This is a genomic window from Pseudomonas sp. 18173 (genome assembly GCF_050432945.1).
GTDB lineage: Bacteria > Pseudomonadota > Gammaproteobacteria > Pseudomonadales > Pseudomonadaceae > Aquipseudomonas.
In genome coordinates, this window is sequence record NZ_JBKFTN010000007.1 from 207,337 (window position 1) to 231,271 (window position 23,935).

Annotated in this window: 19 protein-coding genes; 13 read left to right on the plus strand and 6 right to left on the minus strand. The window is 56.7% G+C overall.

Annotated features, from left to right (window positions below; translation table 11 throughout):
- The first annotated feature begins 10 nt into the window (after positions 1-10).
- The 7 genes from ACLD1X_RS10960 (at position 11) to ACLD1X_RS10990 (ending at position 8,280) form a co-directional block, all read left to right on the plus strand.
- Positions 11-1,096 carry a DegT/DnrJ/EryC1/StrS family aminotransferase gene (locus ACLD1X_RS10960; protein ID WP_429367511.1) on the plus strand — a complete coding sequence of 362 codons (1,086 nt, stop codon included), beginning with the start codon at positions 11-13 and terminating at the stop codon, positions 1,094-1,096.
- Complete coding sequence (locus ACLD1X_RS10965) at positions 1,089-3,839, plus strand: glycosyltransferase (RefSeq protein ID WP_429367513.1); 2,751 nt, start codon at positions 1,089-1,091, stop codon at positions 3,837-3,839. The genes ACLD1X_RS10960 and ACLD1X_RS10965 overlap by 8 nt, the downstream gene beginning before the upstream one ends.
- Positions 3,829-4,998: a glycosyltransferase family 2 protein gene (locus ACLD1X_RS10970; RefSeq protein ID WP_429367515.1), complete on the plus strand. Its 1,170-nt coding sequence runs from the start codon at positions 3,829-3,831 to the stop codon at positions 4,996-4,998. The genes ACLD1X_RS10965 and ACLD1X_RS10970 overlap by 11 nt, the downstream gene beginning before the upstream one ends.
- A gap of 67 nt (positions 4,999-5,065) precedes the next feature.
- The gene (locus tag ACLD1X_RS10975; RefSeq protein ID WP_429367517.1) at positions 5,066-5,764 is read left to right on the plus strand and encodes an acetyltransferase; all 699 of its coding nucleotides are present in this window, start codon (positions 5,066-5,068) and stop codon (positions 5,762-5,764) included.
- Positions 5,764-6,726, plus strand: a complete 963-nt coding sequence (locus ACLD1X_RS10980; RefSeq protein WP_429367519.1) for a glycosyltransferase — start codon at positions 5,764-5,766, stop codon at positions 6,724-6,726. Before ACLD1X_RS10975 ends, ACLD1X_RS10980 begins: the two co-directional genes overlap by 1 nt.
- Positions 6,726-7,808, plus strand: a complete 1,083-nt coding sequence (locus ACLD1X_RS10985) for a glycosyltransferase (protein WP_429367521.1) — start codon at positions 6,726-6,728, stop codon at positions 7,806-7,808. Before ACLD1X_RS10980 ends, ACLD1X_RS10985 begins: the two co-directional genes overlap by 1 nt.
- Positions 7,798-8,280, plus strand: a complete 483-nt coding sequence (locus ACLD1X_RS10990) for a hypothetical protein (RefSeq protein ID WP_429367523.1) — start codon at positions 7,798-7,800, stop codon at positions 8,278-8,280. The genes ACLD1X_RS10985 and ACLD1X_RS10990 overlap by 11 nt, the downstream gene beginning before the upstream one ends.
- A gap of 105 nt (positions 8,281-8,385) precedes the next feature.
- On the opposite strand, the gene cysN is transcribed toward ACLD1X_RS10990, so the two are convergent.
- Together cysN and cysD are read right to left on the minus strand one after the other, a co-directional pair.
- Positions 8,386-10,281: a sulfate adenylyltransferase subunit CysN gene (gene cysN, locus ACLD1X_RS10995; protein ID WP_429367525.1), complete on the minus strand. Its 1,896-nt coding sequence runs from the start codon at positions 10,279-10,281 to the stop codon at positions 8,386-8,388.
- Complete coding sequence (cysD, locus tag ACLD1X_RS11000) at positions 10,281-11,222, minus strand: sulfate adenylyltransferase subunit CysD (protein ID WP_429367562.1); 942 nt, start codon at positions 11,220-11,222, stop codon at positions 10,281-10,283. The genes cysN and cysD overlap by 1 nt, the downstream gene beginning before the upstream one ends.
- 1,014 nt (positions 11,223-12,236) lie before the next feature.
- On the opposite strand from cysD, the gene ACLD1X_RS11005 reads away from it, so the two are divergent.
- Positions 12,237-13,100: a DMT family transporter gene (locus ACLD1X_RS11005; protein WP_218432177.1), complete on the plus strand. Its 864-nt coding sequence runs from the start codon at positions 12,237-12,239 to the stop codon at positions 13,098-13,100.
- A 48-nt stretch (positions 13,101-13,148) separates the two neighbouring features.
- Here the strand turns inward: ACLD1X_RS11005 and ACLD1X_RS11010 are convergent, their stop codons facing one another.
- From ACLD1X_RS11010 to ACLD1X_RS11025, 4 genes are all read right to left on the minus strand, one after another.
- On the minus strand, positions 13,149-14,105 hold the full coding sequence (locus ACLD1X_RS11010; RefSeq protein ID WP_429367527.1) for a LysR family transcriptional regulator: 957 nt from the start codon (positions 14,103-14,105) through the stop codon (positions 13,149-13,151).
- Between the two features lie 69 nt (positions 14,106-14,174).
- The gene (locus ACLD1X_RS11015) at positions 14,175-15,704 is read right to left on the minus strand and encodes a tripartite tricarboxylate transporter permease (RefSeq protein WP_429367529.1); all 1,530 of its coding nucleotides are present in this window, start codon (positions 15,702-15,704) and stop codon (positions 14,175-14,177) included.
- Positions 15,701-16,234 (minus strand): tripartite tricarboxylate transporter TctB family protein, encoded by a 534-nt coding sequence (locus tag ACLD1X_RS11020; RefSeq protein ID WP_429367531.1) that lies wholly within the window; start codon positions 16,232-16,234, stop codon positions 15,701-15,703. The genes ACLD1X_RS11015 and ACLD1X_RS11020 overlap by 4 nt, the downstream gene beginning before the upstream one ends.
- A gap of 53 nt (positions 16,235-16,287) precedes the next feature.
- Positions 16,288-17,304, minus strand: a complete 1,017-nt coding sequence (locus ACLD1X_RS11025) for a Bug family tripartite tricarboxylate transporter substrate binding protein (protein ID WP_008015954.1) — start codon at positions 17,302-17,304, stop codon at positions 16,288-16,290.
- Between the two features lie 439 nt (positions 17,305-17,743).
- On the opposite strand from ACLD1X_RS11025, the gene ACLD1X_RS11030 reads away from it, so the two are divergent.
- The 5 genes from ACLD1X_RS11030 to ACLD1X_RS11050 all read left to right on the plus strand — a co-directional run bounded on the left by ACLD1X_RS11030 (position 17,744) and on the right by ACLD1X_RS11050 (position 23,924).
- Positions 17,744-19,084 carry an MFS transporter gene (locus ACLD1X_RS11030; RefSeq protein ID WP_429367533.1) on the plus strand — a complete coding sequence of 447 codons (1,341 nt, stop codon included), beginning with the start codon at positions 17,744-17,746 and terminating at the stop codon, positions 19,082-19,084.
- Positions 19,077-20,036: an amidohydrolase family protein gene (locus ACLD1X_RS11035; RefSeq protein WP_429367535.1), complete on the plus strand. Its 960-nt coding sequence runs from the start codon at positions 19,077-19,079 to the stop codon at positions 20,034-20,036. The genes ACLD1X_RS11030 and ACLD1X_RS11035 overlap by 8 nt, the downstream gene beginning before the upstream one ends.
- Complete coding sequence (locus tag ACLD1X_RS11040; protein ID WP_429367537.1) at positions 20,033-21,037, plus strand: 4-hydroxythreonine-4-phosphate dehydrogenase PdxA; 1,005 nt, start codon at positions 20,033-20,035, stop codon at positions 21,035-21,037. Before ACLD1X_RS11035 ends, ACLD1X_RS11040 begins: the two co-directional genes overlap by 4 nt.
- Positions 21,038-21,395: 358 nt before the next feature.
- Positions 21,396-22,721: an MFS transporter gene (locus ACLD1X_RS11045; protein ID WP_008016254.1), complete on the plus strand. Its 1,326-nt coding sequence runs from the start codon at positions 21,396-21,398 to the stop codon at positions 22,719-22,721.
- A gap of 27 nt (positions 22,722-22,748) precedes the next feature.
- Positions 22,749-23,924, plus strand: a complete 1,176-nt coding sequence (locus ACLD1X_RS11050) for an L-rhamnonate dehydratase (RefSeq protein ID WP_429367540.1) — start codon at positions 22,749-22,751, stop codon at positions 23,922-23,924.
- Positions 23,925-23,935: the final 11 nt, after the last annotated feature.

Below are 23,935 nucleotides of genomic sequence, written 5' to 3' on the forward strand. Positions count from 1 at the left end.
TAGTGAATTTATGAATATTACCGTTACCAAGCCGTTCATGCCCCCTTACGCGGAGTTCCAGGAGTACCTGGCTGGAATTTGGGAGCGCGAATGGCTGACCAATAATGGTCCATTGCTGAATGAGTTGGAAATCAAGCTTAAAAAGCATCTTGACGTCGATCATTTGCTGTTCCTGACCAACGGAACCATTGCGATTCAGATTGCTATTCAGGCACTTGATCTCACCGGTGAAATTATCACGACACCGTTCAGCTATGTGGCGACTACGTCTAGCATTGTCTGGGAGCGCTGCAGCCCGGTCATGGTGGATATCTGCCCGGATACGCTGAATATCGATCCTTCAAAGATTGAGCAGGCGATCACTGATAAAACCACAGCTATTCTGGCGACTCATGTCTTCGGTAACCCATGTGACGTGGAAGCAATTGCTGCTATTGCCGAAAAACATAACTTGAAAGTTATTTACGACGCCGCGCACGCTTTTGGTACCAAATACAAAGGCAAATCGCTTTTGTCTTATGGTGATGTTGCTACTTGCAGCTTCCATTCGACGAAATTGTTTCATACTGTTGAAGGTGGTGCTGTAACTACCAATAATCCCGATATCAATAAAAAGATGTCGATGATGAGAAACTTCGGCCACTCATCGGTTACGGAGTTTGGCAGTGTTGGCATTAACGGTAAGAACTCCGAATTCCATGCCGCCATGGGGTTGTGCAACCTTAAATATATTGATGAAGTGATGGCTGTTCGCCGCAGGCTGTCTATGCAGTACTTTCAGAATCTTGAAGGTGTGCCAGTCAGCTTCCAAAAAATCACTGCTCAGTCGGATTACAATTACTCTTATTTTCCAGTTGTGTTCAAGGATGAAGCAACGCTGCTGAAACTTGTTGAGTTTCTTAACCTCAATAATATTTTTCCGCGGCGTTACTTTTACCCTTCATTGACAAAACTGCCTTACGTTTCCGAACAGAGCGCACCTATTGCAGAGGATGTTTCGCGCCGAATCCTCTGCTTGCCGCTTTATCACACGCTTTCTTTAGAGGAAGTGGATATGATTTGCAGGTTTATTAAGCAGGAATTGTGCTGTGAATAACGTTATTGCAGAAAATGGAGTTTCTAAACCTGAGGTTGCTACGGGTGTTTTACCTGTTAGCGGCGTAGCAGGCGATAAATTTCACATCGAATTTTTCAATGATGGTCGTTTGGAAGGGCAGGACAAGCTTGCTCTTCTAAACTTCCTCATGCATGAGTTTGCTCTTAAGCAGCCTGTCGTATTGAAAGGCACTGGTTCCGCAGTAGAGGCTCAGTTTCTGCTGGAGCAATACTCTCGGCAACAAAAGAAGATTGATCTGCTGTATCTCGATGCGGATGTTTTCGAGTCTGATGCTTCGTTGGTTGTCAAGAAACTGTACACCTTGTTGTCGAGAAAGGGTGTCATTTGCCTTGAAACAGATGGTCGCGGCATCGCGCCTGATCTGCTTCCCGACGATACGTTTGAACTCGTTCTGGACACGCCGGATTTCCTGATATTTGCCCAGGCAAATGGGGATCGACCTGTTCGAAGCATGCGCTATCAAGTCGATATTCTGCGCAGGAAAATGTTTTTTGAGCGTAAGCGTCAGTTGACTCGCTCCAGTGAACTTGGTGCACCACTGGTAACGGTTGTGGTACTTACCTTTAAGCACAAAGACTTCATTGCCGAGTGTCTGAAGTCCGTATTGCTTCAGGAAGGGCGCTTCCGAATGCGCGTTATCATCATTGATGATGCTTCGCCTGACGGAACCGCAGACGTTGTGAGATCTTGCATTGCGGAATATCAATCTGACCGATTCGATATCGAGTTTCATGCCAATCAGCAGAATGTCGGGGTCGTTGCCAACCTGGCCAAGGCAATGCGTCTTGCGAAGGGCTGTGACTATTTGACCTTCTGTGAAGGTGATGACTTCTGGAGTTCAGAGCACCGGATTCAAGAGCACATAGACTTTCTCCATGAGCGGCCGGCGTCTGTAATGTCGTTCAACTCCATTGAGCTCTGTGGCGCTAATGGCGATTCGCGGAAGGTCTTTGCAGATCATGCCAATTTGGTAGACGAGGACGTTGACGGTCTTCAACTTGCTGAAAATAACCTCATCGGCAACTTTAGCGCCTGTTTTTATCATGGTGCGGTTGTTGATGTTATTCCGCATGAGATGTTCGGGTTGTACACGGTAGATTGGCTCTTCAATCTGTACTGCGCGCAGTTCGGTCCGATCGCGCATCTGAAGAAACCGCTTTCAGTTTATCGCCAGCATGGTGGTGGTGAGTGGAGTGCTCGTCGTGATGTAGATAAGATCACCGCGCTACTTTCTCATATTTCTGAATATAACGCGTTCCTCGATTTCAGCTATGATGCGGGATTCCAGGAGTACAGCCAGAAGCTGTATTTCCTGCTCGATGAGAAATATTCTGATAGTTTGAATAAGTTGGATCTTGTCGTTTTTGACGACGTTTTTCCATCCACCAGGAGTGGGTTCCGTCATACGGAGTTCACAGGCTATTTGCGAGCATTCGATAAGTCACTGGTATTGACGTCCGGCGCTTCGCTTCCTGTGTTGGAAGATACCCCGATCAAAGACGTCATTCGAACCTATCAACGCCAGCATTCAGACCTGGGAAATCAGGTCATGATTTACAACAATAAGTTCCCGTTGAGCCTCGGGAAACTTTTGTATGTGAATTTTCTGACAAATGCTTACGCACTGCTACCTTATGTTGAAGCAGCCAAAGTACCATTTGTCTTTACGCTCTATCCGGGCGCAGGATTTGTCCTGAATAACCCGGAATGTGACAGGAAGCTGAAGCAGGTTTTTGATTCACCCTGCTTCCAGAAAGTCATCGTGACCCAACAGGTGACCTACGACTATATCGTGCATCGTAACCTCTGCCCGGCAGACAAGGTTGAGATGATCTTCGGTGTCGTCATGCCGGAAAACCGTATCGAACAAGTCACCCAGGAAAAGAGCCGCTGGGGATTCGGGAAGCCGCGTCTGGATATTTGCTTCATGGCGCACAAATATACGGTTTATGGCGAGGACAAAGGCTACGACGTCTTTGTAAACGTCGCCAGCATACTGCGTCAGCGCCACGACAATATTTATTTTCATGTTGTAGGTCCTTTTGACAGACGTGTTATTGACGTCAGCACATTCAGTGATCGTATTACTTTCCACGGCTCATTGAACCCAGAGGCGTTTGATGATTTTTTTAGTGATATGGATATCATCATGTCACCGAATATCAGCGGAAAGATTTTCCCTGGATCGTTTGATGGTTTCCCTACGGCCAGTTGCACTGAGGCGGGCTTGCGCGGAATTGCTATCTTCGCCGTTGATGAATTCAACTCTGCCGCAGGGCGATTCACCGACGGTTTAGATATTGCGCTCATTAGATATGATCTAATGGATATCGTTAACAAGGTTGAGAGTTACTATACGCAGCCGGCATTGCTCAAGGAGCTTGGAGAGCGCGGCGCAAGCCGTATCCGTGAGCTTTATAGCCTTGACGCTCAAATGGCTCCTCGTATTGATCTGTTGCGCAAGGTGATCAAGCACCTTGATGAGTTTCCTCTGGTCATGAGCTTTCCGTCTGGCGATGACAAAAAAGCGAAGCCTGGTGTTTACGAGGAAAAATCCGCTGTCAATGGAACGATCGAATCTGTTGTTGCTGTTGAAAGTTTGGACAGCAATACAGGGGCTGTTGTTCAGGGCAAACCAGGTCTTTCGGGGTTGTTGCGAAAGTCTTGTCCGGAACCGCTGAAAAAGCTCTACCGACTCTGGAAGAAAAAATATGCTTCCTGATGACGAGAGCAAATCGGTTGTAGGGCGCGCGCCTCTCGTGAGTGTCGTGATCCCGTCCTACAATCATGCGAAGTATATCCGCAAGGCTGTAGACAGTATTTTGCAGCAAGGGTTCGCCGATTTTGAGTTGTTGATCTCCGATGACATGTCAACCGACAACAGTTGGGATGTCATTTCCGGAATTAATGACTCACGGATACGCTCTTTCAAGCAGGAAAAAAACCTGGGTCCAGTTGGAAATCTTGTCTTTCTGATTGAGCAGGCCCGTGGGAAATACATAGCCCTGCTTAATTCGGATGATACTTGGTATCCGACAAAGCTCGATAAACAGGTTGCCATTCTCGAGGCTCAGCCTGAGTTGGGAGCCTGCTTCACCTGGGCTGATTTGGTGGATGAGCAAGGACGCGAGACAACGGGTCCGGAAGCTATCTGGAATGACGTGTTCCGGCAGCCTAATCGTAGTCAAGGTGAATGGCTTCGACATTTCTTTTTCAAAGGAAACTGTATTTGCCACCCTAGTATGTTGGTGCGCAAGGAAGTCTACCTTGAACTGGGTTTCTACAATCCCGGGCTGAAACAGTTGCCCGATTTCGATATGTGGATCCGGCTGGTCAAGAACTTTCCAATCCATGTTATTCAAGAAAACCTTGTCGGACATCTTCGGGATGGAAACAATACCAGCGTGGTTTCGCCCGAAAACTCGGCGCGCAATCTGACGGAACTGGTTGAGATATTTGGCTCGTTCTTCGAAAACCTTTCCGACGAGGTTTTTGTCGAGGGGTTCGGTAACGATTTTCGTCTCAAAGGGGTTCCTGCGACTCCTGCGAGACTTAAATGCGAAAAGCTGTTTCTGCTTCTCGATAGTGCTTTCGCACACGCGTCCGGCAGGGCTGCTGCCATATCCTCATGTATCAAGAATTTTTCTGATCCTGAGTTCGAGCGAGTGCTCCGTGATGAGTACATGTTCAATGTGTTCGAGTTCTATCGCCTGACGGGGCAATCCGGGCTTGGCCACTATCTGATGGTTGCCCATAACTCTCAGAGCATGGCGATCAGCTCGAGCCAGACAGGTAGCCGGGTTCCAGCGATGGGGTGCCGTATCGCCAGATACCTCAAAGGGCTTGCCCGCCGGCTGCTCCGTGCTCTACGGTTGCGTTGACCTGAGCTGCGCCGGTTACGGTTGGGTCAAGAAAGAAGGTAAGGTTCGGCAGCTTTGAGCACTGCTCATGGCTGCTGCCCTGTTTATGGATAATGGGTCTGATAATTTTATGAAAAGCTATTTTGGTCTGATTGGTGCTGGTGGGCATGGCAGGGAAGTTATGCCCATGCTGCGTGCGATGCTCCAGGGCAAGATAGCGGGCTTGAATGCTGAGCTGTTGTTTGTGGTTGAAAATCTGGATGAAGAAACTGAAATCAACGGATATCGCACAATCAGTCTCAATGCGTTTTTGGATCTGCAAGGAACCAAGCGTTTCAATGTGGCAATTGGCGACTCAAAGGTTCGTCAGAGGATTGCCGAGGTTTGCCTCGCCCAGAATATCGAGCCTTTCGCGCTGGTGGCCAATAGTGTGATCTTGTTGGACAACAACGAAATCGGTGAAGGCTGCATGATTTCCGAGCAGACAATCATCACGTCGAATGTCCGTATCGGCCGTTTTTTCCAGGCTAATAACCAATGCAATATTTCACATGATTGTGTGATTGGGGATTACGTGACCCTTGCGCCCGGTGTCAAATGCAACGGCAATGTAACTATTGGTGACCACGCTTATATAGGTGCGGGTGCATTGATCAAGCAGGGGAAATACGGTAAACCATTGCTTATTGGCGAGGGTGCAGTCGTCGGTATGGGGGCGGTTGTAATCAAAGACGTTGAGCCGTATACAACAGTGGTAGGTAATCCTGCCAAACCGTTGGTGAAGTAATGTTGGATACTAGTCCGGGCTTTGGGTTGTCAATCCTGCTGGTTACCTACAATCACGAGTCTTACATTGAACGGGCGCTGGAGTCTCTGTTCAAACAGGACTTTTTCGGTGCTATTGAGCTGGTCATTGCTGATGATGCATCTACGGATAATACGTTGGCGCGTATTCGTGCGTACGAGGGCGTTGATTCGCGATTTTCTTTCAAGTACCTGTCGTGCGATACCAATATCGGTATTACCAAAAACTACCAGCGTGGTTTCGGAGCCTGCACAGGACAATATGTTGCGGTTCTGGAAGGTGATGATTACTGGATTAGTCCTGGAAAGTTGTCGCGACAAGTCGAGTTTCTGAACGAGCATTGGGAGTGTGATCTTTGCTCCGTGAATTACTTCATTTTCTATGAGGATAATTCATCGTTTGTCGAGCGGGCACCGATTGGAGCCGGGCATCGCCTGCTTGGGGCTCGTGAACTGATCATGGATAATCTGGTCGGCAATTTTTCTACATGCATGTACAGGAAAACTGCCCTGGATCGTTTGCCGGTAGAGTTGTTCGAGGTCAAGTCTTATGACTGGATTGTTAATATCTGCGTTGCTACCGGCAGCCTGATTGGTTTTATCGAAGAGCCTATGTCGGTCTATCGAGTTCATTCATCGGGTGCATGGTCAAACTTTGCGCACATTGAAAAACTGCAATTGCAATTGGACCTGATTCCTACCTATGACGGAATTACCCGGCAAATGTATCACACGGAATTCACTCGTCTGGAGCATGACCTGCGCGGTGTCATTCTCCTGGCGCGCGGTGAGAGACTAGCCGGAAATATGGTACGGCCGGCGCTGCTCAGCCTCACCAGGCTGCGTATGTTTATACCGCCGATCATTATCACGATCTTTCAGGCGCTTATGCCGCCCATCCTGACGAAATTATTTTTGAAAATTGCTCGTCGGGGTCGAATGTGATGCGACCGCCTGTTATCAGTGTGGTGATGGCAACCTTCAACCATAGCGCCTACGTTGCTCAAGCCATCACCAGTGTGTTGCAACAGCGCGGTGTCGACTTTGAGTTTCTGATAGCCGACGACGGATCAAGCGACTCTACGCCAGCCGTTGTCGAGTCCTTTGACGATGCGAGAATTCGTTTTTTTTCGCATGGGGTCAACCGCGGGGCGTGCATTGTCACCAACGAGTTGATTGAGCAGGCAAAGGGTGAGTTTATTGCGCTCATCAATTCTGACGACTATTGGTGTGATGAAGGCAAACTGGCTTATCAACTCGATATCCTTCGTCAGAACCCGGGTTTGGGTGCGACGTTCGGGCGGGCGCGCTTTGTTGACAGGCAAGGAAGCGAAATCAAAAAGAGTCGGTTGTCTTTTGGCTCGGTGTTTGATCAGGAGAATCGCACTCAGGGTGAGTGGCTACGTTTCTTTCTGGAGCATGGTAATTGTATTTGCCACCCGACAATGCTGATTCGGCGTAAATGCTATGAAGAGCTTGGCGGGTATAGCAATAATCTACGGCAATTACCCGATTTTGATATGTGGGTCAGGCTGGTAAAACGCTACCCGATCCATATCTCGGAGCGCGCCCTGATCAACTTCAGAGTGGTACCGGGGGAAAATGTCAGCAGCCAGACAGTGACCAATTCCATTCGTACGATGAATGAGCACTACCTGATTGCTGATACATTTTTCGAGGGGGTCACCGATCAACTGCTCAAGGCTGGCTTTCCAGACATGCTCAGGTGTTCGGATATACCCACTTCAACCCATCTCGATATAGAAAAGGTGTTGCTGCTTTTTGTGCCAAACCGAGCCATGGGCAAGGCTTACAAGATGATCGGGATTGTAAAGCTCGGTCATTTACTCGCTAGTAGTGCGCATCGTGAGGTGCTCGCAGACGCATATGGTATAGACGGAAACTGGTATCAGGCTGAAATGGGAAAGCTGGATGTATTGCGACCCAAATATTTGGCAATGATCAGTGAAAAAACTATTGGTGTGAGACGTGCTTTGAAGCGATTTTTGAAGCGCGATGACTATTGAAGTGAAAGTACATAAAGGAAATGTTATGCGTTATATGTATGTGCCTCTTGTTGCTATTTTTGGTTTTCTATCTGCGTGTGATGCAGGCAAGCCAAAAGATATCGTTTTGAATAATTCCTGCTCGCTGGATAGCCCGGTTGCAGAAGCCAAGGTTCCGACAAACGCGCCGTTGCAGTTTTGGGGTTGGGCTTACAACGTAGCTGCTGGCACAGTGCCAAAGGATGTATCGATCGAGCTTATCTCGTCGAATGGTGAGGTTGCCATTACCGCTCCTCTTACCCGTTCCTCGCGCCCGGACGTAGCCAAAGCCTTTGCCAAGCCAGAATTGGAATCGGCCGGTTTTAACGGCGCGGTAGACATCAAGGCCCTGTCGTCGGGTGTCTACACGGTGAAAATCATTCAGCAGGAAGGAAAGGACCGCCTTTCTTGCGCCAGCCCTACCAAGCTGAACGTTCAGGCTATCAAGGGCTGATCAATCGCCTGAGTGCGGTTGATTCGAGGAAGCGGATTCTGGCTGTTCCTCTGATCCAAAAAAAACACCCCGAGCTATTCGGGGTGTTTTTTTTGCAGCGTTTGTTCATTGCTTGATTGAGTGCATGACTCGGGCGGTCGCCACGTTCAAATCAACTTCCCCGGCATTAATTTCGACATCAGCCTCCAGCGGCGCCTCGTACGGGCTCCCCACCCCCGACAGGTTTGGCAGCTGCCCCGACCGGGCCTTCTTGTACAGCCCCTTCACATCCCGCTGTTCGCAAACCTCCAGCGGAGTGCTGACGTAGACTTCTACAAAGTTCTCTTCCCCGATCAGTTCCCGTGCCATCTGCCGCTCTCTCCTGAACGGAGAAATGAAGGCGGTCATGACCACCAGCCCGGCATCCATCATCAGCTTGGCGACTTCCGCGATTCGGCGGATGTTTTCCACGCGATCGGCGTCGGTAAACCCCAGATCCTTGTTCAGGCCCTGGCGAACGTTGTCGCCGTCGAGGAGGTAGGTGCGATAGCCATTGGCGTGCAGCTCCACTTCGAGGGCATTGGCCAATGTCGATTTGCCCGAACCGGACAGGCCGGTAAACCAGATGACCTTGCCCTTGTGGCCATTGAGTTTTTCGCGATTTTCGCGACTGATCGACAGGGACTGCTTGTGCACGTTTTGCGCGCGTCGCAGGCTGTGGGTGATCATGCCGGCGGCAACGGTGGCGTTGCTGATGCGATCGACCAGGATGAAACTGCCCAGGGTCTTCGAGTGTTGATAGCTGTCGTAGACCAGCGGTTTGCTGACGGCGAGGGTACACACGCTGATATCGTTGAGCAGTAGTTGGGTGCTGGCGTCATGGGCCAGGGTATTGATATCGACCCGGTACTTGATGTTGGTAATTGACGCTGAGGCCCACTGGGTGGCCAGTTTGATGTCGTAGTTGCGGCCGTGCAGCCCGGCTTCTTCACTCATCCAGACCAGCGTTGCTTCGAACTGATCGGTGGTCTCCAGAGGCTTTTTGCTCAGGGAAATGATGTCGCCTCGGGATGCATCGATTTCCGTGTCGAGCCTCAAGGTCACCGCGTCGCCGCGTACAGCCTGTTGCATCGGGCCGTCCATGCTGACGATTTCGGCCACGGTTGCGGTTTGCCCGGAAAGGGTCACGCGCACTTCGTCGCCAACATTGATCTGGCCTTCGCCGACGTAGCCGCTGAAGCCGCGGAACGAGGCGTCAGGGCGGTTGACCCATTGCACGGGGAACACCAGGCGCTCGGGTTCCGGCGTGGCGATCTCGGTGGTTTCCAGGTAGCCCATCAGCGTTGGGCCGTTGTACCACGGGGTGTGAGCCGAGCGCTGGGTGATGTTGTCGCCCTTGAGCGCGCTGACGGGGATGGCCGTAATCTTTTCAAAGCCCAGTGTCCGGGCGAATGCCTGGAAGGTCTCGACGATGCGCTGGAAGGTGCCCTGGGCAAAGTCGACCAGGTCCATCTTGTTCACGGCCAGCACCACGTGACGAATGCCCATCAACGAGACCAGGTAGGCGTGGCGACGGGTTTGCGTCAGTACGCCTTGCCGCGCATCGACCAGGATGACGGCCACGTCCGCCGTTGAAGCACCGGTGACCATGTTGCGCGTGTATTGCTCGTGACCTGGGGTATCGGCAACGATGAATTTGCGTTTGGCGGTGGCGAAGTAGCGGTAGGCCACGTCGATGGTGATGCCCTGTTCACGTTCCGCCGACAAGCCGTCGACCAGCAAGGCAAAGTCTATGTCACCACCTTGGGTGCCGTATTTTTTCGACTCGTTCTTCAGGGTTGCCAGTTGATCTTCGGTCAATTGCCGGGCATCCCACAGCAAGCGACCGATCAGGGTGCTCTTGCCGTCATCGACGCTGCCGCAGGTGATGAAGCGGAGCAGGTCCTGACCTTGTTGCTGTTCGAGGTAAGCCTCAATGGTCGCAGGTTGTTGTGGGTCGGTTGCCAGTGTCTTGAGGACCATCAGAAATACCCTTCTTTCTTTTTCTTTTCCATGCTGGCGGAGCTGTCGCTGTCGATGGCTCGCCCTTGTCGCTCGGAATGACTGGAGTCCAGCAGCTCGAGCAAAATGTCGGCCACGGTGCTGGCGTTCGAATCCATGGCGCCGGTCAACGGGTAGCAACCAAGGGTGCGAAAGCGGATGTTCCGGGCTTCGATCTTCTCGCCCGGTAACAGCGGCATGCGTGCGTCATCGACCATGATGGTCATGCCGTTGCGCACGACAACGGGACGTTCCCTGGCGAAGTACAGGGGCACCAACGGAATGTTTTCCTGGTAGATGTATTGCCAGATGTCGAGTTCGGTCCAGTTGGACAACGGGAACACACGAATGCTCTCGCCCGGCTTTTTACGCGTGTTGTAGAGGTTCCACAGTTCGGGTCGCTGCTGTTTCGGGTCCCATTGGTGGCTCTGGGTGCGGAACGAAAAGATGCGTTCCTTGGCCCGGGATTTTTCTTCGTCGCGGCGTGCGCCGCCGAACACCACGTCGAACTTGTATTTGTCCAGCGCCTGCTTGAGGCCTTCGGTCTTGGTGATGTCAGTGTGCAGTGCCGAACCATGATCGAAGGGGTTGATGTCTTTGCTGATGGCTTCCGGATTGATATGCACCAGCAGATCCATACCGCTTTGCTGGGCCATGAGGTCGCGAAACCGGTACATCTCCTGGAACTTCCAGCGTGTGTCGACGTGCAGTAATGGCAGCGGTGGCGGGGAAGGGTAAAACGCCTTGCGAGCCAGGTGCAGCATCACCGCGCTGTCCTTGCCCATCGAGTACAGCATCGCGGGGTTTTCCGCCTCGGCCACCGCTTCGCGGATGATTTGCAGGCTTTCGGACTCAAGATGCTTGAGGTGGGGCGTGCGCACTTTCAATGCATCGACCGGCGCGAATTGGCTGTTTGTGTCCAGCGTGGCCGGGTAACCCAGCAAACCAAACTCAACCTGCTCTGGCGCGCAGGCCTGCCTGCAAGCATTGACCAGGCGGCCACTGGGGAAGACAACGATGCTCTTGGCGATGTGGGCCTGCAGGCGATGCAGTGCCGTGCCAAGCGTTAAAGCGTCAACCGCTTCGTTCCCGAGTGGCAACCAGTAGCGCGCACCGCGGGCGTCGTTGGCGTGCAGGACGTCCGTTCCGTCCGGGGTCCGATGCAATTGGGCATAGAGCACCAGCTTGCGCTTGACCCGGGCCTTTTCGATCTCCCAGTTCAGAACCGAAGGTGTCGGACTGCGTCCGGACTCGTCGCTCAGGTTCTGCGCATTGAGCGTATCGGGCAGCAGTGCAAGCTCATGCAAGCGTCGTTCGGCAGTGCGCTTGGTATCGGCTTGTCCGAGTCGGTTGAGATGGACAAAGGCCTGCTGCGTATCCCATACAACGGGAGCATCGAGGCCAAGAAGATCGGGGTTTGCCACTGGATATCATCCTTGTCGCAAAATGTTATTTTTGCTTTTTTGATTGTCTATTTTGTGTGTCGTCGAGTGTGTTTCGATTTCTTTGGCAATTAAAGCACAGATTGCGACATTGATTCCTTGAAAATTTTACGTGACGGCGCTGCAGACCGTGACACGCAGTAATCCATTGCCATTGGAGTGCAGCGCTGGTTATAGTCAGCCCCCGGCAGGTTCATGACCTGCTTTTGCCACTCCTGAAAAAGATCAGCCCAATGCCTGCATCCCTCATCAACGCGGTAGTCGATTCAGCGGTCAACGCTGGCGTCGTGCCGTGCGGGAATCAGCAGCCCGGGCAGATCAGTCATTACCCCCCTCCTGTCAGTCGTACGCCAGTGTGCGCGGTGGTCTCACCGCCAGGCATTGGCATTTCGGGCTGATCAGCTGCTTTCTGCTGTTCCCCCTGCCTGCCTGAATAAAACAACTGAATTTCAGCTTCGGCTGAGTTGGCGTTTTGCCTGACTACAGGTGGTATTCATGTTTGTCCTTTCGAAAAAGTCCGCGCTCGCGGCGGCGTCCACGAGCCTGTTCGTTCTGCTGTGGAGCAGCGGGGCGATTTTCTCCAAATGGGGCCTGGCCCATGCGTCGCCTTTCGCTTTCCTGATGTTCCGTTTCGTCATCGCGCTCTGTGGCCTGGTGTTGCTGGTGCCGTTGCTCAAGCTGAAGCTGCCCAAGGGCGGCAAGCCGATGCTGTACGCGATGGCCACCGGTGTGGTGTTGCTGGGGGCTTATCAGATTTTCTATCTGCTGGCCCTCGACCTCAAGGTCACGCCCGGGGTGATGGCGACCATCATGGGCGTGCAGCCGATCCTCACCGTGGTGCTGATGGAGCGTCAGCGTTCCTGGAGCCGGATGTTTGGCCTGGCCCTGGGTTTGACCGGGTTGATCATGGTGGTCTATCAAGGCATCGGGCTGGCCGGGATGTCGCTGGCCGGGATGCTTTTCGGTTTGCTCGCGCTGGCAAGCATGACGTTCGGTTCGATCATGCAGAAACGCATCACCGACAATCCCCTCGGCACGCTGCCGGTGCAGTACCTTGCGGGGCTGTTGTTGTGCGGGGTTTTCGTACCCTTCCAGCCGTTTCACTTCGAGCACGGCAGCGGTTTCATCCTGCCGGTGCTATGGATGGGGCTGGTGGTGTCGGTGCTGGCGACGTTGTTGCTGTACCGCTTGATCGCCCGGGGCAACCTGGTGAACGTCACCAGCCTGTTTTACCTGGTGCCGGCGGTCACGGCGGTGATGGACTATCTGATCTTTGGCAACCGCCTGGCGATGCTGAGCCTGTTCGGGATGCTGTTGATCATTGTCGGTCTGGTGTTCGTCTTCCGTAAAACCGCGTAATTGCGTGCAAACCCGAAAGGGCCTGGAGCCATGCTCCGGGCCTTTTTTTCATTTGGCCAGTGCGTGCTCGGCCCGCACCGAATTCATGAACGCCTGCATTGCCGACGACTGAATGCGGTGGCGCCGGGTGATCAGCCCGAAGGGGGGCAGCCGGGCCTCGAACTTGATCGGCAGCACCGCGAGCAAATCGCGGCCGGGGTAATCCTCGACCACCGACAACGGCGTGACGCCGAGCATGTCGGTCTGCTGAATCAACGACAGCAAGGTCATGATCGATGTGGTTTCGACGATGCTGCTCGGAATATCGACCCTCGCGTTGTGGAACACCTGATTGATGATCGCGCGCATCGGGCTGGGCTGCTGTTGCAGCACCCAGGTCATGTTCTGCAGTTCGGCCCAGCTCAGTTGGGTGGCGTTGGCCAGTGGATTCTGTGCACCGGAAATCACGCACAGCGCTTCCTCGCCGAGGCTGTCGAACAGCAACTCCTCCGCCCGGGCGCCGGCCGGAATCCGCCCCAGCACGATATCCAGTTGATCCTGTAAAAGGGCCTGCACCAGCACGTCGCTGGTGTCGACCTGAATGCTCATCGACAAGCGTGGATGGCTTTGTTTCAAGGTGGCGATGGTGCGCGTCAGCAGCCCCGAAGCCAGCGCCGGAATGGCCCCGACCGCGACCCGGCCAAGGTTGCCGGATTCGAGTGCGACCAGTTCTTCGCGCATGCCGCTGAGTTCGGCGAACACCATGCGCGCGTAGTAAATGACCGTTTCCCCGAACGGGGTAGAGCGCATGCCCCGAGGCAGGCGTTCGAACAGTTCGACGCCCAGCAGGTCCTCGGCTTCATGGAGCATTTTCGTTGCGGCCGGTTGGGTCATGCCGATGTGGTCGGCGGCGCGGCGCAACGAGCCGAACTCCTGCAACGCCAGCATCAACCGCAGTTGGCGCAGGCGCAGTCGACTGTGGATTACATTAGCTTCTGGAATTCGAACATCGGGAGTTCGGGTCATGGGCTCGACTCGCAAGAAAGACTGCGGCAAGCCTGACAACAAATGCCAGGCGTTGCCAGCATTGCCGTGTCACAGCACCGATTTTGCCTTGGCGACATGGGATTTGCGCAGGCCGATCAGGGTTTGCAGCGCTTTGGCAATCAACGGCCAGAACAGCATCAGCAGCGCCGCCGTGGTCAGGCTGCCCACCAACGGATTGGACCAGAAAATCCCCAGGTGCCCATCGGAGAACAGCATCGACTGGCGAAAGGCATCTTCCGCCTTGTCGCCCAGCACCGCCGCCAACACCAGCGGCGCAATCGGGTAGCCGAGTTTCTTGAACAGATAACCCAGCGCACCGAAGCCCAGCATCAGCACCACGTCGAAGAACGCGTTGTGCACCGAGTAGGCACCGATGGCGCAGACCATGATGATGATCGGCGCGATGATCGAGAACGGAATGCGCAGGATCGAGGCGAACAACGGCACGGTGGCCAGCACCACGATCAGGCTCACCACGTTGCCCAGGTACATGCTGGCGATCAGGCCCCAGACAAAATCGTGTTGCTCGACAAACAGCGTCGGCCCCGGGTGCAGGCCCCAGATCATCAGGCCACCGAGCATCACCGCAGCGGTTGCCGAACCGGGAATGCCCAGGGTCAGCATCGGCAACAGGGCACTGGTGCCGGCCGCGTGGTCGGCGGTTTCCGGGGCGATCACGCCTTCGATTTCACCCTTGCCGAAGTTGTCGCGGTTCTTCGAGAAACGCCGTGCCAGGCTGTAGCTCATGAACGAGGCGGCCGTCGGCCCGCCAGGGGTGATGCCCATCCAGCAACCGACCAGAGTGCTGCGCACGATCGTCCACCAGTAACGCGGCAATTTGGCCCAGGTGCGCAGGATGACCATCGGCGTGATCCGCGCATGCTCGCCACGGAACACCAGGCCTTCTTCGACGGTGCAGAGGATTTCACCGATGCCGAACAGACCGATCACCGCCACTTCAAAGCTGATGCCGGTCATCAGGATCGGCTGGTCGAAGGTCAGGCGCAGGTTGCCCGATACGGTGTCCATGCCGACGGCGGCCATGGCGAAACCGATCATCATCGCCACCACGGTTTTCAGCGGCGGGTTCTTGCTCATGCCGATGAAGGTGCAGAACGCCAACAGGTACACCGCGAAGAACTCCGGCGAGCTGAAGGACATGGCGAACTGGGCAATCCGCGTCGACAGGAACGTCAGCAGCAATACACCGCACAGGGCGCCGATCAGGGCCGAGCTGAACGCGGCGGTCAGGGCTTCGGCGGCGCGTCCTTCGCGGGCCATCGGGTAGCCGTCGAAGGTGGTCGCCACCGATGAGGGTTCACCGGGAATATTGAACAGGATCGAGGTGATCGAACCGCCGAACAGCGCGCCCCAATACATGCACGACAACAGGATGATCGCCGACACCGGCGACATGGTGAACGTCAGCGGCAGCAGCAACGCCACGCCATTGGGGGCACCGAGGCCGGGCAGCACGCCGACCAGAATACCCAGCAGCACGCCGATCACCATCAGGCCGATATGGCCCGGCGTGAGGATCAGGTTCATGCCTTGCAGCAGGGAATCGAATTCGCTCATTTGAAGGTTCTCCCGGCCAGGGCAATCCAGTCGCCCATCGGGCCGGCATCCAGCGGCACTTTGAACCACAGCGCGAAAATCAGGTAACTGGCCAGCACCGCGCCCAGGGACACGCTGCCGATCATCCATTTGCCGTAAGGCTTGGCGCGGACCTTGTCCCGCCACATGAACCAGGCAATGAACGCTGCCGAAGCGAGGTAGATACCGGTAAAGGGCATGGCGCCGACGAACAGTGCAATCGGCACGAACACCGACAACACTTGTCTGAACGCATCGCGACTGACGAAGGCCACGCTCAAGGCTTGCCAGCGCACCAGGGCCAACACACCGTTGGCGATGCTCGCGGCGCATAGCAGCAGGCCGATGTAGAAAGGAAAGTAACCCGGCTCGGGGCCGGCATCACCCCAGCCGATGCCTTGTTCGACGCTGCCGTACATCACCACCGCGCCGATCAGGGTGGTGAACAGTGCCAGGCCGAGTTCGACCCAGCGGGTGCCGACCAGCGCCGGTGAATCCGAAGAATGGGACATGAAAATACCTCCAGCGGGCCGCGGCCGCCCGCAGGCGAGCGGCCGCGACGACTTTAGTTTTTCAGCCAGCCGGCTTCTTTGAACACCGGAGTAACACGGGCAGTGTCCTGTTCGATGTAGGCGGTCAGCGGCTCGCCTTCAAGGAAGGTCGGCACCAAGGCGTTCTGCTTGACGTAGGCTTTGAACTCGTCGGTCTGGGTGACTTTGCGCATCAGGTCGACATAGAACGCACGCTGTTCGGCAGTGACGTCGCCGGGCATGAACACGGTGCGCGGGAAGCGATACTGATCGATGCCCAGGCCTTGTTCGTGGCAGGTCGGCACGTCGGCCCAGGATTTGTCGCCGGCGACCTTGTCGGTATAGCCCATGCGCTCTTTACTGAATACGCACAACGGCTCGACTTGATCGCCACGCCACTGGCTGATGCTTTCGCTGGGATTGTTGACGTTGGCAGCAATGTGCTTGCCGGCCAGTTGGGTCGCGGCCTCGCTGCCGCTCTTGAACGGGATGTACACCAGTTTGCTGTTGTTGGTCTGGTTCAGCAGCAGGGTCAGGGTCTGGTCGACGTCCTTGGACTGGCTGCCGCCCATGCGCAGGTTCGACGGGTCGGCCTTGACCGCTTCGTAGAAGCTTTTCGCGTCTTTCCACGGCGCGCCTTTGTAGCTCCAGAGAATGAAGTCATCCTCGGCCACGGCGGCAATCGGGGTCAGTTCCTGCCATTCGTAGCCGAGCTTGGACACCAGCGGCAGCAGGTAGATGTTATTGGTGCCGATCACCAGCTTGTCGGCGTCGCCCTTGCTCATTTTCAGGTCGAGAAAGGCTTCGGCGCCGTTGCCGCCGCCCTTGTTCAGGACGATGGTGTTCACGTCGAGCAACTTGTGCGTGGTGATGATCGACTGGATCAGGCGACCGAGCTGGTCGGTGCCGCCACCGGGACCACCGGCGACGACGATTTCGACGTTTTTGTCCGGTTGCCAGGCGGCGTGAGCGAGAGCGGGAAGGGCGCTGGCGGCGATCAGGGTACAACCGAGAAACAGACGGGATGTGCGACGGACGAATGCATTTCGCATGATGGAAGAGCCTCGTTTTTGTAGTTGTTATAAGTGACTTGTCTGAGCGGTAGAGCCGCAAGCCTGGCCTGAGTGTGTGAAGCTGCGGGCGCGGCGTCTAGTCAAAACAATACATACACCGATAGCCTGGGGTTATAGCTCGGCAAACGAAGCAGGACTTTTGTAGGAGCGAGCTCGCTCGCGATGAACCCAAGGACGCTGAGTCAATGCAGGAAACACGCGTTTTCCCTGGAGACCATCGCAAGCAAACTTGCTCCTGCACAAAGAAATGCGTGTCAACGTTGAAAGGTCGTTGAAAGCAGGGCATGACATAACCCGAGGCTATCGCCTGATTTCAAGTTTTGATTAGACGGTTATCACCGGGCCTTCGATAGTGCTCGAAACGCCGCGAGGACGCGGCGCCGCTGTTCCGACAAAAATAATAAAAGAGGCACGCACCATGGCTCGTTCCAGTGCATCCCTGAACCTGAGCGGCGACGTCATCCCGCCCCAGGCCGCAGCAAACGCGCAGACCCACGTTGGCAAGGCCAGCAGCGTGCGCTGGCGGATCTTCGCGATCATCTTCGCGTTGACCATGGTCAACCTGATCGACCGGGTGTCGCTGTCCATCGCAATGCCGACCATCGCCCATGAATTCTCCCTGTCGCCGAGCCTGCAAGGGCTGATCCTCAGCAGCTTCTTCTGGGCTTATGCGTTGTTGCAGATTCCCGGCGGCTGGTTGATCGATCGCTATGGTCCGCATCGGGTCATCAGTTGGTCCACCGGGTTGTGGGGCACCTTTCAGGTGCTGGCGGCGTTTGCTACCGGCGGCTTGTCATTGCTGTTTGCCCGGGTTGCACTGGGCGCCGCCGAAGCACCGCTGTTCCCCTCGGGCGGCAAGCTGATTTCCCTGTGGCTGGCACCGAGCGAGCGCAGTCGCGGTGCGGTCTTGATGGACAGCGGCAGCCCGTTGGGCGTGGCCCTTGGCGGCTTGATCATTGCCTGGCTGATTGCCTCGCTGGACTCCTGGCGGTTGGCGTTCGTGATTGCCGGCATTGCCACCCTGGTGCTGGCCTGGCTGGCGCGGCGTTACCTGCGCGATGACCCGGCCAGTCACCCGCAGGTCAATGAGGTGGAGCTGGCAAAGATCAACGCCGGCCGCGCCACACCGGCTGCCGAAGCCGCGCGCGCGCCGGTCAAAGGCCTGGGCATCGCGGCCCGTTCCCTGAGCGCTTTGCTGATCGGCCGGGCCAGTTGGGCGATGGTGTATTTCGGCCTGTTGACCTGGGGTCCGAGTTACCTGGCCCAGGCCCGCGGCTTCGATATCAAGGGCATTGGCGCGGCGACCTTCGTGATTTTCCTGTGTGGCGCACTCGGCTCGTTGACCGGTGGTTTCCTCTGCGATGGTTTGATCCGCAAGGGTGTGAGTCGCGGGGTGGCGGTCAAGAGCCTGCTGGCGTTTTCCGGGCTGGTGGCCCTTGGCGCATTCCTGTTGCTGCCGACCCTGGGCAATCCTTTTGCAGCGGTGGCGTTGCTGGCCATGACCGCATTTTTCCTGATGTGGGGCAGCCTCTACTGGAGTTTCCCGGCACTGCTGGCGGCACCGGCGAGGGTCGGCTTGATCGGCGGCGTGATGAACATGGCCGGCAGCACGGGCGGCATTGCGGTGCCCATCCTGGTGGGCGTGATCCTGCAAGCGGCCGGTGGTTTTGCCCCGGTGCTGGGGTTCTTCGCGGCGTGCTCGGCAGTCTTCGTGCTGGCGACGTTGTTCATCAGCCTGGATGAGGTGCGTCATGCCTGATGCATTGTGGGACGGTCCGATCATCGACGCCCATCATCACTTCTGGGACCCGGGCGTCAACGATCACCCGTGGCTCGCGCCCGAGGCCAATATCCCGTTTCGCTACGGTGATTACAGCGCCATCAAGCGCCGCTATTTTCCTGAGGATTACTTCGCCGACGCCGGCGGGCATCGGGTGGTGCAAACGGTGTACGTCGAGACGGAGTGGAACCCGCAGGACCCGATTGGCGAAACCCGCTTCATCGAGCAACTGGCCGCGCGCTACGGCGTGCCAAACGCAGTTGTGGCGCAGGCCTGGCTCGATCACCCGGACGCCATCGATGTGCTCACCGAACAGGCGCGCTTCAAGCATGTGCGCAGTGTGCGCCACAAGCCCGGTGGCCCGATCGCGCCGGCGCAGGTGGGGCACATGCGCAGCCTGATGAGCGATGAACACTGGCGCCGCAGCTATGCCGCGCTCGAAGGGCTGGGCCTGCATTTCGACCTGCAGACACCGTGGTGGAACCTGCACGAAGCCGAACGGCTGGCCCGGGATTTCCCCGGCATCACACTGATTCTCAACCACGCCGGTTTGCCCAACGACCGTAGCGCCGAAGGCCTGGCGGGTTGGCGTCTGGCGATGGCGCGGCTGGCCCGGTGGCCAAACGTGCAGGTGAAGATCTCCGGCCTGGGGCAGGGCGGCCAGCGCTGGCGCGCCAAGGACAACGCCTGGATCGTGCGCGAAGTCATCGCGATGTTTGGCAGCCACAGGGCGATGTTCGCCAGCAACTTCCCCGTGGACAGCCTGTGCGGCTCGTTCGACGACATCTACAGCGGTTTCAAATCCATCGTCGCCGATCTGTCAGCGGCCGATCAGGAGCGACTTTTCTACAGCAATGCGCAGCGGGTCTATCGCTGCGAGCCTTGCGCCATTGACCGGGCGCAGCCTGAACCCTTGAGGAGTGAAGCATGAGCAAATCCACTATCGCGATGGTCCTTGGCGACCCGGCGGGCATCGGCCCGGAGTTGATCGCCCGCCTGCTCGGCGAGCCCGAAGTGCGGCGCCAGGCCAACGTGATCCTGATCGCCGACGAGGCGGAAATGCGTCGCGGCATGCGCATCGCCGGGATGGAGTTTCCCTATCGTCGCGTCGAGTCCCTGGAGCATCTGGCATTCGTCGACGACACGCCGCTGTTCTATGACTTTCGCGGCGACACAGTGGGCGAATTTCCGCGCAGCGAGGCCAGCGTCATCGGCGGTCGCTACAGCCTCGACACCCTGGAGCAAGCCCTGCGCCTGACCGAAGCCGGCACGACCGATGCGGTGTTGTTCGGCCCGTTGAACAAGACCTCGTTGCACATGGCCGGCATGGCCCACAGCGACGAACTGCACTGGTTTGCCGAACTGCTGGATTTCCACGGGCCGTTCTGCGAGTTCAACGTGCTCGACAATCTGTGGACTTCACGGGTGACCTCCCACGTGGCCCTGGCCGATGTGCCGGGCCTGCTCAGCCAGCAACGGGTGGTGGAAGCGATTCAACTGATCGACACGGCGCTCAAGCGCAACGGCCTGGAAAAACCGCGGATCGGTGTGTGCGGCTTGAACCCGCACAACGGCGACAACGGCTCGTTCGGTCGCGAAGAGCTGGACATCATCGGCCCGGCGGTCCGCTCGGCGCAGGCGCTGGGGATCGCGGCGGACGGGCCCTATCCGGCCGATACGATTTTCCTCAAGGTCCAGGGCGATGCCAGTGCCTTCGACGCGGTGGTGACCATGTACCACGACCAGGGCCAGATCGCGATCAAGCTGATGGGCTTCTCCCGTGGCGTGACGGTACAGGGCGGTTTGCCGATCCCGATCACCACCCCGGCCCATGGCACCGCATTTGATATAGCCGGGCAGGGCAAGGCCAATGTCGGAGCCATCCGACAGGCGTTCGAGATTGCGTGCCGGATGGGGCACAACCGCCACTGACACCAGGATTTCCAAAACAACGAAAATCCCCTGTGGGAGCGGGCTTGCTCGCGAATGCGGAGGGTCAGACGACAACTGTGTCGACTGACCCTCCGCATTCGCGAGCAAGCCCGCTCCCGCATTTGTTTTGTGTGTGGCTGATAACCCTATCCACTGAATAACCGGTTATTGCTATCACCCCAGGTTATCGCCGGATATGCATAAGTGATTATCCGCAGCCCTTTGCGCTGGCTAAAGTCGCTCCATCGAATGAACGCAACCGGGCACTCCCGGCCACTGCGATCAGGCGAATGACAACTACAAAAAGCCCGCCTTGTCACTTCCGCAAGGCACATACCGGCAGCAAAGGAACACTCACATGACCCGTCCAGATTCCGTCCTGGCGCTGTCAAGCGCTATCTCCAAAAGCCGGCTTCGCCTGCTGCCGTTTCTGATCCTGATGTACATCCTGGCGTTCATCGACCGCTCCAACGTCGGCTTCGCCAAAGCAGCGCTGCAAGCCGATACCGGGTTGGGCGATGCCGCGTTTGCCTTTGGCGCGAGCATCTTCTTCATCGGTTATGCGTGCTTCGAAGTGCCGAGCAACTACATGCTGCACCGCCTCGGCGCCAAGGTCTGGCTGTGCCGGATCATGGTCACCTGGGGCCTGGTGTCGGCGGCGATGATGTTTGCCCACAACGCCCAGACGTTCTACGTGCTGCGCTTCATGCTGGGGGTGGCCGAAGCCGGGTTCTTCCCGGGGATCATCCTGTACCTCACCTACTGGTTCCCGGCGCAGAGCCGTGGCCAGGCGTTGGGCCTGTTCTATTTCGGCCTGCCGCTGGCGCTGGTATTGGGCAGCCCGTTGTCCGGCTGGTTGCTGGATTTCCACGGCGTGTTCGGCCTGACCAACTGGCAATGGCTGTTCGTGGTCGAAGGCCTGATGGCATCGGTGGTCGGCATCGCCGCGTACTTCTACCTGGTCAACCGTCCGGCCGAGGCCACCTGGCTCAGCGTTGAAGAAAAGCGGGCGCTGGAAACAGCGCTGGCGGACGAGGACGCGCAGAAAAAACACAGCAGCCCCCACGGTTTTCTCAGCGCCTTGCGCAACCCTCGGGTGCTGCAATTCTGCCTGGCGTATTTCACCATCCAGATGAGCGTGTACGGCGTGGTGTTCTACCTGCCGACGCGCATCGCCGGCCTGCTCGACGGGCATGTCGGCCTCAATGTCGGCCTGATCACTGCAATCCCCTGGGTCTGCGCGCTCATCGTGACCCGCCTGGTCACTCGTTATGCCGACCGCACCGGCCAGCACCGCCGTCTCGCCGTGTGCATGCTGACCATGGCCGCCCTCGGCATCGCCGCTTCCGCGCTGGGCTCGAGCATGGTGCCGGTGGTGCTCGCGTTCTGCTTCGCCGCGGCCGGTTTCGTCTCGGTGCAGCCATTGTTCTGGACCATCCCCACCAGCTACCTCAGCGGTGCCGCGGCGGCGGGCGGGATCGCCCTGATCAACTCCATCGGCAACCTTGGCGGCTTCGTCGCGCCGAACCTGAAGACCGTGATGGAAAGCAGTTTTGCAGACCCTCGTGCCGGCATGTTCGCCCTGGCCGTGGTGGGCATTATCGGCGCCATCCTGCTGTCCCGACTTCGCACCACCCACACCCCTAAATCCCCCTCGCAGCTCACACCGGCTCAGGTTGGCTGATCACCGCGTTAGCAAGGAACTGTATTCATGAAAATCAAAGCGATCCGTACCCGTGTATTCGAGTGGAAAGGCAAAGTCGTCCCGCCCCAGGCACACTTCTGCACCAACGCCAGCGACATCCTGTTCGAGCGCGGCGACGCCATGGGCTCGTTCCGTTTCCATGGCTGGCTGGTGGTGGAAGTCGAGACCGACACCGGCCTGGTCGGCATCGGTAACTGCGCACTGGCGCCGCGTGTGGCCAAGGAAATCATCGACACCTACCTGGCACCGATCGCCATCGGCGAAGACCCGTTCGACAACGAATACATCTGGCAGAAAATGTACCGCCAGAGCCACGCCTGGGGCCGCAAGGGCATCGGCATGGCGGCGATCTCGGCCATCGATATCGCGATCTGGGACATCATGGGCAAGGCGGTGAACAAACCGGTGTTCAAGCTGTTGGGCGGGCGCACCAAAGAGAAGATCTGGACCTACGCCTCCAAGCTCTACGCCAACGACAATCTCGACCTGTTCCTAGAAGAAGCCCAGGGTTATCTGAGCCAGGGTTTCACCGCGCTGAAAATGCGTTTCGGCTATGGCCCCAAAGACGGTCCGGCGGGCATGCGTCGCAACATCGAACAAGTGCGAGCCCTGCGTGAACTGGCCGGTCCCGACGTCGACATCATGCTCGAATGCTACATGGGCTGGACCCTGGAATATGCCCGGCGCATGTTGCCGAAACTGGCCGAGTTCGAACCGCGCTGGCTGGAAGAACCGGTGATCGCCGACGACATCGAGGGTTACGTCGAGCTGAAAAAAATGGGGATCATGCCCATCTCCGGCGGCGAACACGAGTTCACCTCCTACGGCTTCAAGGACCTGCTGGAACGCCGCGCCGTCGACGTGATCCAGTACGACACCAACCGCGTCGGCGGCATCACCGCCGCGCGCAAGATCAACGCCATGGCCGAAGCCTGGTCGGTCCCGGTGATTCCCCACGCCGGGCAGATGCACAACTACCACCTGACCATGTCCACCACCGCCTCGCCGATGGCCGAGTTCTTCCCGGTGTTCGACGTCGAAGTCGGCAACGAACTCTTCTACTACGTGTTCAAGGGCGAGCCGCAGCCGGTCAACGGCTACATCCAGCTCGACGACCACAAGCCGGGCCTGGGCCTGGAAATATCCGATGAGTATTTGAGCGAATTCAACATCATCGAATGACCTTGAGGCGC

Excerpts from the sequence above, each read along its gene's own strand:
- ACLD1X_RS11015 (WP_429367529.1), bottom strand. The coding sequence starts at position 15,704 with ATGAGCGAATTCGATTCCCTGCTGCAAGGCATGAACCTGATCCTCACG.
- ACLD1X_RS11020 (WP_429367531.1), bottom strand. The coding sequence starts at position 16,234 with ATGTCCCATTCTTCGGATTCACCGGCGCTGGTCGGCACCCGCTGGGTC.
- ACLD1X_RS11010 (WP_429367527.1), bottom strand. The coding sequence starts at position 14,105 with ATGACCCGAACTCCCGATGTTCGAATTCCAGAAGCTAATGTAATCCAC.
- ACLD1X_RS11025 (WP_008015954.1), bottom strand. The coding sequence starts at position 17,304 with ATGCGAAATGCATTCGTCCGTCGCACATCCCGTCTGTTTCTCGGTTGT.
- ACLD1X_RS11035 (WP_429367535.1), top strand. The coding sequence starts at position 19,077 with ATGCCTGATGCATTGTGGGACGGTCCGATCATCGACGCCCATCATCAC.
- ACLD1X_RS10970 (WP_429367515.1), top strand. The coding sequence starts at position 3,829 with ATGCTTCCTGATGACGAGAGCAAATCGGTTGTAGGGCGCGCGCCTCTC.
- ACLD1X_RS11050 (WP_429367540.1), top strand. The coding sequence starts at position 22,749 with ATGAAAATCAAAGCGATCCGTACCCGTGTATTCGAGTGGAAAGGCAAA.
- ACLD1X_RS10960 (WP_429367511.1), top strand. The coding sequence starts at position 11 with ATGAATATTACCGTTACCAAGCCGTTCATGCCCCCTTACGCGGAGTTC.
- ACLD1X_RS11030 (WP_429367533.1), top strand. The coding sequence starts at position 17,744 with ATGGCTCGTTCCAGTGCATCCCTGAACCTGAGCGGCGACGTCATCCCG.
- ACLD1X_RS10980 (WP_429367519.1), top strand. The coding sequence starts at position 5,764 with ATGTTGGATACTAGTCCGGGCTTTGGGTTGTCAATCCTGCTGGTTACC.
- ACLD1X_RS10985 (WP_429367521.1), top strand. The coding sequence starts at position 6,726 with ATGCGACCGCCTGTTATCAGTGTGGTGATGGCAACCTTCAACCATAGC.
- ACLD1X_RS11005 (WP_218432177.1), top strand. The coding sequence starts at position 12,237 with ATGTTTGTCCTTTCGAAAAAGTCCGCGCTCGCGGCGGCGTCCACGAGC.
- ACLD1X_RS10990 (WP_429367523.1), top strand. The coding sequence starts at position 7,798 with ATGACTATTGAAGTGAAAGTACATAAAGGAAATGTTATGCGTTATATG.
- cysN (WP_429367525.1), bottom strand. The coding sequence starts at position 10,281 with ATGGTCCTCAAGACACTGGCAACCGACCCACAACAACCTGCGACCATT.
- ACLD1X_RS11040 (WP_429367537.1), top strand. The coding sequence starts at position 20,033 with ATGAGCAAATCCACTATCGCGATGGTCCTTGGCGACCCGGCGGGCATC.
- ACLD1X_RS11045 (WP_008016254.1), top strand. The coding sequence starts at position 21,396 with ATGACCCGTCCAGATTCCGTCCTGGCGCTGTCAAGCGCTATCTCCAAA.
- ACLD1X_RS10975 (WP_429367517.1), top strand. The coding sequence starts at position 5,066 with ATGGCTGCTGCCCTGTTTATGGATAATGGGTCTGATAATTTTATGAAA.